7 protein-coding genes are annotated in these 9,740 nt (G+C 38.8%); all 7 read left to right on the forward strand.

What is annotated here, in order from left to right; genetic code table 11:
* The first annotated feature begins 433 nt into the window (after positions 1-433).
* Positions 434-2,140 (forward strand): D-lactate dehydrogenase, encoded by a 1,707-nt coding sequence (gene dld / locus BT797_RS01745; protein WP_075470952.1) that lies wholly within the window; start codon positions 434-436, stop codon positions 2,138-2,140.
* A 475-nt stretch (positions 2,141-2,615) separates the two neighbouring features.
* Positions 2,616-3,395: an ABC transporter ATP-binding protein gene (locus BT797_RS01750; protein WP_045109072.1), complete on the forward strand. Its 780-nt coding sequence runs from the start codon at positions 2,616-2,618 to the stop codon at positions 3,393-3,395.
* Complete coding sequence (locus BT797_RS01755) at positions 3,395-4,270, forward strand: ABC transporter substrate-binding protein (protein ID WP_211705409.1); 876 nt, start codon at positions 3,395-3,397, stop codon at positions 4,268-4,270. The genes BT797_RS01750 and BT797_RS01755 overlap by 1 nt, the downstream gene beginning before the upstream one ends.
* A 1-nt stretch (position 4,271) precedes the next feature.
* A complete protein-coding gene (gene fhuB, locus BT797_RS01760) occupies positions 4,272-6,248 on the forward strand; it encodes a Fe(3+)-hydroxamate ABC transporter permease FhuB (RefSeq protein WP_075470953.1) in 1,977 nt (658 codons plus the stop codon).
* Between the two features lie 85 nt (positions 6,249-6,333).
* Complete coding sequence (locus BT797_RS01765; RefSeq protein ID WP_045109074.1) at positions 6,334-7,989, forward strand: multidrug ABC transporter permease/ATP-binding protein; 1,656 nt, start codon at positions 6,334-6,336, stop codon at positions 7,987-7,989.
* Between the two features lie 29 nt (positions 7,990-8,018).
* Positions 8,019-8,222, forward strand: a complete 204-nt coding sequence (locus tag BT797_RS01770) for an MbtH family protein (RefSeq protein ID WP_045109075.1) — start codon at positions 8,019-8,021, stop codon at positions 8,220-8,222.
* Positions 8,223-8,255: 33 nt separating this feature from the next.
* Positions 8,256-9,740, forward strand: a 1,485-nt coding sequence (locus BT797_RS01775; protein ID WP_211705411.1) for a condensation domain-containing protein, incomplete at its 3' end; no start/stop codon positions are given.

Below are 9,740 nucleotides of genomic sequence, written 5' to 3' on the forward strand. Positions count from 1 at the left end.
AAACAACGAAAGCCTGAATCGAAAGATTCGGGCTTTATCGCTTAGCATGCTATTTATTATTGATCGTAACATCTCGCCAATAAACCTGATTTGGAGACCTACTGTAATCTTAGTTTTTGAACAGTTAAGTTTTTGTTTGGGTATTGAAGTGAGAAGTTGATCACTATTATACTTAAGTAAATATGTGTTTACCTGATCGTCGTTTACTTGCTCTTTTGCAACTTACCGTTGCGAAATTATGAATAGTCTGTAGTGAACATTAAAAATAAACATCCTATCTCAATGTTTTTAATAGATAAAAAGTAATAATCCTCATATTTAATGAACTTTGATTTTAAAGGTGTAACACACGTAAATATAATTGGCATGGATAAATTGATGCGTAAATGTTTACACTACTACAATATTCAAAGCACAGAAATAAAGGATGCCCATGGAAAACCATGCATTAATAAATGAGTTTAAATCACTTGTTGGAGAAAAGAACGTATTAACCCACGCCAAAGAAACAGAATATTACCGTTCTGGATTTCGTTCTGGAAGAGGTGAATCGCTTGCTATTGTGTTTCCGGCTACTTTACTGGAACAGTGGTACGTAATTAAGGCATGTGTAGAAGCAAACTGCATTATTATCATGCAAGCGGCAAAAACGGGCTTGACGGAAGGCTCGGCCCCCAGCGGTAGTGATTATGACAGAAACGTGGTAATTATTAACGTGACTCTGATGAAGCAGATCCATCTACTTGATGCTGGTAAGCAGGCAATATGCCTACCGGGTGCAAGTCTGCACAGCTTAGAAAAAGAACTTAAAAAAGTAAACCGAGCACCACATTCTGTAATTGGTTCTTCTTCTATTGGTGCAACGGTTATAGGTGGGATTGCTAATAACTCTGGTGGGGCTTTGGTTAAACGTGGCCCTGCTTATACTGAACTAGCTCTATTTTCTGAAGTCGATAAAGAAGGTAAATTACACCTTGTTAACCACTTAGGGCTCTATGGTTTAGGTTCCACACCTGAAGAAATTCTAACTAACATTCAGGAAGGTAACATAAAGCCTGAAAATATACTTCAAGATGTTGGTATGGCTTCAGACCGAGAATATGAAGACCGTATTCGTGATGTTGATTCTGATATCCCATCTAGATTTAACGCTGATGAGCGTAGGTTATATGAAGCTAGTGGTTGTGCAGGTAAATTAGGCGTTTTTGCCGTGAGGGTTGATAGCTATCCGGTACCAGAAAAAGAACAAATTTTTTATATTGGCACTGATGATGCGGACAAACTGACCCTGTTAAGGAGAGACATATTATCCAACTTTAGCAACTTGCCGGAGATGGGGGAGTATATGCACCGCGATATTTTTAACCTAGCAGAGAAATATGGTAAAGATGTATTTCTTTCTATTAACTATTTAGGTACGGGCAGTCTACCTAAATTTTTTGCGCTAAAAGCAAAAGCAGAAAATTTTTTAGACCGCATTCCTTTTATGAACAAATACTTGCCTGATACAGCTCTGTACTACATGAGTAAATTATTTCCTCAGCATCTACCAAAGCGAATGCTGGACTTTCGTGATAAGTATCAGTATCACTTGATCTTAAAAATGAGTGATGCTGGCATTGAAGAAGCAAAAGCGTATTTAGATGAACATTGGGGAGAAGACTCTAGTGGTGGCTATTTTGTATGTAGCGCTGACGAAGGTAAAAAAGCGCTGTTACATCGTTTTGCAGCGGCGGGGGCTGCTATCCGTTACGAGACTATTCATAGAAAAGAAGTTGCAGAGATTCTAGCATTAGATATCGCCCTTCGCCGTAATGAACATGACTGGGTAGAGCAACTGCCAGAAGAGATAGCTGAAAACATGGTTACATCACTCTATTACGGACACTTTATGTGTCATGTATTCCATCAGGATTATATCTTCAAAAAAGGAACCGACACTAAGAAAATGAAATCAATGATGTTGGAACTACTGAAGCAAAAAGGAGCTAAGTATCCTGCGGAGCATAATGTCGGCCATCTTTATGAAGCCGAAAGTTCATTACAGGAGTTCTATCATAAGCTGGACCCAACTAACACCTTCAATCCAGGTATTGGTAAAATGAGTAAATACAAACGTAATTGTAGCTGCTGCCATTAGAATCTGAGGCCAGGGTATTATGCCCTGGTGATTAAAATCAGGTTATCGCGATAAACTGATTTTTAAATTGATAGACTATTTTTATGAAATATTAAAAATATGAAAGAGTCTCCAACCAATAATAATACCTAAATTTTGTCTTTATTTAGTGAATAATCATTAACTCTTCAGTTTCCGAATTAATGATTATTCACTACAACTAGTTCAATTACTCTAATTATCATATCTAATATTATTGTTAACATTTTTAAATAACTATAACCCTTCTTTTTTTAGATGAAAATATTGATTTTAGCTTGTATTCGTTTTCAGCCGAAAATAAGAGACTTAAACTTCCGATAAATAAATAACTATATAAGACTGATTTATAGGTTTATTTTACTAGAGGAAATGGTATTGACAATCATTCTCATTCAGATTATTGTATTTCCCCTTTATATACCTTATGAATCTATTGTTACAGGAAGTGACTTTTATGCTTAAAGCACAACGATTGAGTTTTAATATTAGTGAACGCAATCTTTTATCCGATTTAACAATGGAGTTCGAACAAGGTAAAGTTTATGCCTTGGTTGGGCATAATGGATCTGGAAAATCAACGTTACTTAAACTTCTCGCAAACCAACAAAGCGCAACAGATGGTCTCGTTACATTAGATCAAAAACCATTAGTGAAGTGGTCTAACAAAGAGTTAGCTCGTCAAATTGCTTATTTACCACAACACCTCCCTGCTACCGATGCACTTAATGGTCACGATCTTGTTAGTTTTGGTCGTTACCCTTGGCATGGTTTATTAGGCCGTTTATCAGATACAGATAAAGATTGCATTGAGAACGCAATGGAACTGACAGATACGCTGATCTATCGAGATCGTTTGGTCGATACGTTATCTGGTGGTGAGCGTCAACGCGTTTGGCTTGCTATGTTATTGGCTCAAAAAACCCGTTACCTTTTACTGGATGAACCTTTATCGGCACTCGATATCGCACATCAAATCGAAGTATTGACCTTAATTCGTAAACTGAGCCAAGAGTTGAATCTAGGTGTCATTATTGTTCTACATGATATCAATATGGCTGCTCGTTTCTGTGATCATATTATTGCATTGCATTCAGGGAAGCTGCTTAAACATGGCTCTGTTGATGAGTTATTAGAAGCTGAAACATTAGAGCAAATCTATGGCATTCCAATGGCTGTTATGCAGCATTCAGTCGGTTATCCAGTTGCAATGCCTTGCGCTAAGGTTTGTAATTAATGAAATCAATTTTTTTAATGTTAGCGTTAGTTACTAGCTTTACTTGTTATGCAGCTGAAGAGTCTCGAAGCCTAAAAGTTGTTGCTATTGATTGGACTCACGTCGAAACCTTACTTGCTTTAGGTGTCACTCCTTTAGGTATTGCTCAGAAACAAGATTATAACGCTTGGGTTAAAGAACCTAAAATACCAAATGGTGTATTAGATCTAGGGTTACGCACCCAGCCTAATTTAGAACTACTCGCAGAATTAGCTCCAACTCAAATATTAATTTCGCCAATGTTCAGCGTATTGACCCCGCAATTACAAAAAATCACAAAAGTGACTGAAATTGGTTTATACAAAAAGGGTAATGTGAATTGGCAGGCAATGGAGAGTATGACTAGAGAGCTTGCGATGAATATTGGTGTTGAAAAAGAGGCTGAACATTTTATTCTTCAAAAGCGTGATGAGATATTAGCATTAAAGCAGCAAGTTCCAAGTGATTTACCCCCTGTACTGATGGTGCAATTTATGGATGCGAATCACTTACGCGTATTTGGTGATAATAGTTTATATAAAACAGCGGTAAATGAATTAGGGATTGAGAGTGCTTGGCAAGGAACAACCAATCAATGGGGATTCTCTTTGGTTGGCATTAATGAACTTGTTGGTATTGACGCTCAAATTGTTGTGATTGAACCTCTTCCAATTGGCACTGAGTCTGCGCTTGAGCATAATGAGTTGTGGCAATTTATGAGTAAAGAATCAAACTATCCCGTGTTAAGAATGCCTGCCGTATGGAGTTTTGGTGCATTATCATCGGCTACGCGTTTTGCAGACTTATTTGTGCGTGCACTGTCTTCTCATTTAGTAGCTAAAAATAGTGGAGAGTAAGATGACTATAACGCCTATTAGATTAACAACTAGCTTACTCTGTTTTGTTATATTCCTATCTGCTTGGCAGTTAATGAATATTGGTCCTTGGCGTGAGAGCATTGAAAGCCTGTGGCACTTCAATCCTAACTCTGTGCAAAGTGTGCTGCTGCATTTTAGTTGGTGGCCACGTCTTGTTACGACATTATTAGCAGGTGCAGGTTTAGCCGTTGCTGGTGTTCTCATGCAGCAGGTTTTACGCAATCCTTTAGCTTCTCCTGCAACATTAGGAGTAGCAAGTGGTGCTAATTTGGCTTTATTACTCGCAACATTATTTGCTCCTCAATTATTATTGTGGTCACCGTCCGCTGTTGCTACGTTGGGCGGACTATTTACTATGCTTGTGGTATTTTCGCTGGCATGGCGCCGGGCACTATCGCCATCAATAGTTATCGTTTCTGGTTTAGTGGTAAATCTATATTGTGGCTCTTTCGCTACCGTATTGTTACTAATGAATCAAGAAGAGCTTAAAGGTTTGATGATCTGGGGGGCTGGTTCACTTGTTCAAAGTAGTTGGGATGATGCGATTTTTTTAGCACCCCGATTACTCGTGGCCACTATTATTGCATTTTGTTTTGTGCGACCTCTCAGTTTACTTGAGCTATCAGATGAAAGTGCACGTAGTTTAGGTATGTCATTAGCTAGAGTAAGGAGCATCACTTTAACGATAGCCGTTTTATTAACTGCTTGGGTTGTGAGTACAGTTGGTGTTATTGGTTTTATTGGCCTTGCGGCTCCTGCATTTGTTCGTTTGTTAGGAGTAAGAAGCTTTGCTCATCGTATTCTATTGTCTGCAATACTTGGGGCATTATTATTAAGCGTCACGGATCTGTTATTGCAACAATTACCTGGGATCCTGCCAATGCTTATCCCAACGGGGGCCGCAACAGCTATCTTAGGCGCTCCCTTATTATTATGGCTTTTACCTCGATTACAATTTAAATCTCAATCTCAAACACAAAGGTTATTATCAAGAAGTGGTACCTGCGTAAGTTATTTGTCAGCGAAACATATGTTGGGATTACTTTTCCTGTCATTTGTTTTGTTGTTTGTTTTTAGTTTATTTGGACAACAAATTGACGGCTGGACTTGGTTGACTGGTGTGCATAATTGGGACTTATTAGAGTGGCGAATACCAAGACTGGTTGGTGCGGCTACCGGCGGGCTCATGCTTGCAGTTGCAGGGACAATTATTCAGCGTTTAAGTGGTAATCCAATGGCAAGCCCCGAAATTATGGGGGTCAGTTCTGGTGCTGCACTCGGCCTTATTATTGCCATTTTTTCTGGATTTGGCGCAACTAAACTCGGGCTTTATTTCGGTGGATTCGTCGGTGCAATGCTGACCTTAGGATTACTCGTTTTACTTAATCGTCGTAGTGGATTTCAGCCTGAACGTTTATTACTGACTGGTGTGGCGATAACTGCATTAATGGATGGCGTTCAAAGTTTTATTTTGGCTGGAGGTGATCCTCGGAGCTACCAAATACTTGCTTGGTTATCTGGATCAACATATTACGTTGATGCGGATTCGTTAGTCATGATTGTTGTTTTTGCTGTCGTACTTACTATCACTGCGCTGAGTTGCAGTCGATGGCTCGATGTTTTACCACTTGGTGCTGAGCAGTCAGTAGCTTTAGGTATCAATGTTAATCGTGCTCGACTGATATTATTAACACTGGTAGCAGTGCTGACAGTGATTGCCACCTTGGTTGTTGGCCCATTAAGTTTTGTCGGTTTAATGGCACCACATATTGCACGTTTGTTTGGTTTTAACAATGCCCGCTCGCATATTCTGAGTGCTGGTATGTTTGGTATGATCTTAATGTTGTTAGCGGATTGGCTTGGGCGTCAATTACTCTATCCACAAGAGATACCAGCAGGTCTGATGGCTTCTATCATAGGCGGTTTATACCTTATGTGGGGACTGCGTCGTTTATAAAAGCGTGCATTTAGTACTTTAATTATGCTTCACCTTGAATAGAAATAAAGGTGATTATCATTTAGTTTAATGGCAAGGATGTTTTATGAAATTACTCATGATGCTGGGGGCAAAACAAGGTTCGGTATTGTCTGCGGTAATGCTGTTGAGTTTATGTAGTGCAGGACTTAGCGTCGGTGTGATTGTGTTTATTCAACATAACATGTTAAACCCTGACGGTGAGTTGGTAACGCTACTTGTACAATTCGGTATGTTACTAATTTGTTTATTACTGATTTCAACGGCCGCACAAGTATCATTGCATATTTTAGGGCATCGTTTTGTCTATAAAAAACGTTATGAATTGGTTCAGCAATTATTAAATACTGATATTGAACAACTAGAAAAAATTGGTGGTTCATCCATTTTAGCGTCTTTAAATACGGATATTCGAAATATAACGATCGCATTCGTACACTTGCCAGAGTTAGTTTATGGTGCTGTGCTTGCTATCTTTGCGATGATTTATTTAGGATTTCTTTCGACATCATTATTCTTGGTTAGTTTAGCTATGTTATCCATGACTGCGCTGATTGGTTATTGGTTGGTGTATAAGATCAGTCATTATGTACAGCAAGTTCGTGAGTATGATGATGAATTATTTGCGGATTACCAAGCCATGATTGATGGGCGAAAAGAGCTAGCGCTTAACCCGAAGCGTGCACAGCGTTTCTTTTATGAAGAGTTTGATGTGCATGCTAAGGCTTACTGCGAGCAAGTCACGAAAGCCGATATACATAATGGCTTCGCGGGCAATCTTGCTAATACCGTGATACTTGCATTGATCGGTTTAAATTATTATCTCGCCGTTGGTTTGAACTGGGCAAGCTTAGAAGTTGCTTCAACCTTTGCATTAGTTATCTTGTTCATGCGCTCGCCTTTAATGTCTGCTGTTGCCGCTTTACCTGCATTGATCGCGGCAAATGTATCGATGAACAAATTAACTAGATTAGAGCTTAATACTGACAATCTCGCCACTGAATCACGTAATTCCTATAGTGGTTTTAAACAGCTTCAATTTATGGGCGTTGAATATACTTATCAATCGGAGACTGATGAGTCTGCTTTTTCTGTAGGGCCATTAAATCTCACGATTGAACAAGGACAACTGATATTTATTATTGGTGGTAATGGTAGCGGTAAATCTACATTTGCACGTCTACTTACAGGATTATATAGGCCGCAGAAAGGTGAGGTGATTATTGATGGTCAGCCTGTCAGCATTGCGTCCTGGCATGAATATAGAACATTATTTTCAGCGGTCTTTACTGACTTTCATCTCTTCCACCAATTGCTTGATGCGGAAGGAAATAACGTTGAATCCCAGCGAGTTGAATATTGGATGAATATGTTGGAAATGCAACATAAAGTCAGCTATGAGGACGGTAAACTTAGTGATGTTCGTTACTCTCAGGGGCAGCGAAAACGCTTGGCTTTATTGATGGCTGTACTTGAGCAACGAGATTGTTTATTGCTCGATGAATGGGCTGCGGATCAAGACCCTCGTTTTAGACATTTTTTCTATCAAACTATCTTACCGTTATTAAAACAGCGAGGTAAGACAATTATTGCAATTACACATGATGATCGTTATTTCAATATTGCAGACCGAGTTATCAAAATGGATAACGGTCAATTAATTGAATTAGGTGATCGAGAGTTGGATCAAGCTCAGCAGGTTGTTGAGCAAGTTATTAGTTAGATCTCTATCGGGATAAATAAGGGAATCGTATGAGTATAGATTATCAGGACACTGTTTTTGTTGTTGTTAAAAATGCACAGGAACAATACAGCATTTGGCCTAACTACCGTGATATCCCCGAAGGATGGGAAGATATGGGTGTACAAGGTAATAAAGAAACTTGTCTCGAACATATCAATAAACTGTGGACAGATTTACGTCCGAAAGACTTACGCGATGCGTTAGCAGAATAATTATAAAATTAATTATTAGATCAGGGGCATATTATGTCAGTAGTAGATTGTGTAAATAGTAACGAACCATCAGATTGGACTGGACTTTCCTTTTCACAGCAACGGTTATGGTTATTTCAACAGTTAAATCCACAGAGTAAAGCGTATAACCTCGGCGGTTTATTATGGATTGATGGTGAGTTAGATGTAATCAAACTTGAATCTACTATTGAAACGGTCCGGCAGCAGCAAGAGATATTACGAGCTCAGTTTACTGAAGTAGATGGTATTCCTTGCCAGCGCTCAGTACCTTACATCTATCAAAAATTAGCTTTTATTAATTTAGAACATCATTCAGAAGCGGTGTCGGAAGCTCAATGTCTTGCCCGTGAATTATGGCTTGAACGCTTTGATTTAGAGTCTGGACCTTTGATTCGATGCTGTTTATATAAAGTGGCCGAGAACAAACATGCTTTGCTTATATCTGGGCATCATATTTTAGTTGATGCTTGGTCATTACAATTAGTAATCAAGCAGATTATCTCGGGTCTCTCTGGTAAGCAGCTTAAAGTAAGAAAAAGTCAGAATTATTTCAGCTATGCTCAGGAGCAACGAGATTGGTTAGTAAGTTCTGATGCTCAAAGTGAATTAGCTGATCTTCATAAAAGTGTGAACTATGATTCTGCACGTTTAATACTGCCACGTTTGAATGAGCTACAGCAAGATACATATACTGCGTCACATTATTGCCCTGAGTTTTCTTATGAGCTTAATGATGCTGTTTCTTGCAAAGCGAAACAGCTAGGTTGTAGCAAGTTTACGTTACTACTAGCTGGATTACAGCTAACAATGAATACTTGGAGCGGTGAGGGGAGTCCGACTCTTTGTGTCCCTAATTTCAATCGAAACTCAGCTAATAGACGTTCGTTAGGGTTCTATGTCAACAATATGGCATTAAATACGACTTTCTCACCGTTGATGACGACGGAAGAATGGATTGATTCATGTAAGAACAATTTAGATAAAGCTCAAAAATACCAGCATTTACCACTTGAACTTCTTGATAATAATGATGATCAAGTTAATGCTCAGGTTGCTTTTAATTTCCGTAGTCATGGCGATGGGTTAACGCAAACATCGGATGAATTACTTATTCGTTTCGAAGAGTTTGAAGTCAGTGAAACGCCATTTGAAATCGTATTAGATGTGATATCTTCTGAGCAATTAAGTTGTCGTTTTGTCTACGCCACAGAATTATATTCAGCAAATGTCATGAAACAATTCTCTCATCATTATTTTAAAATGATTGACTTACTCTGTCTGCCTGAAACGATCACACTTGCTGAGATTGAATTATTTGATGATGAGGAACGAGACACCTTAAATAGTTTTGCAACTCAGCCTCACTATTGGGAATATCAACCATTACCTTCGCTTATTCAAAAGCAAGCTGAATTACGACCGAATGCAATCGCACTCGTGCATGGCGATGAACGTTTAAGTTATCAAGCATTGGAGCATCAAGCGAACCAACTTAGC

It is taken from the genome of Moritella viscosa (assembly GCF_900120065.1).
GTDB classification, from domain to species: domain Bacteria; phylum Pseudomonadota; class Gammaproteobacteria; order Enterobacterales; family Moritellaceae; genus Moritella; species Moritella viscosa.

Coding starts and splice junctions, on each gene's coding strand:
- dld (WP_075470952.1), top strand. CDS start 434: ATGGAAAACCATGCATTAATAAATGAGTTTAAATCACTTGTTGGAGAA.
- BT797_RS01750 (WP_045109072.1), top strand. CDS start 2,616: ATGCTTAAAGCACAACGATTGAGTTTTAATATTAGTGAACGCAATCTT.
- BT797_RS01755 (WP_211705409.1), top strand. CDS start 3,395: ATGAAATCAATTTTTTTAATGTTAGCGTTAGTTACTAGCTTTACTTGT.
- fhuB (WP_075470953.1), top strand. CDS start 4,272: ATGACTATAACGCCTATTAGATTAACAACTAGCTTACTCTGTTTTGTT.
- BT797_RS01765 (WP_045109074.1), top strand. CDS start 6,334: ATGAAATTACTCATGATGCTGGGGGCAAAACAAGGTTCGGTATTGTCT.
- BT797_RS01770 (WP_045109075.1), top strand. CDS start 8,019: ATGAGTATAGATTATCAGGACACTGTTTTTGTTGTTGTTAAAAATGCA.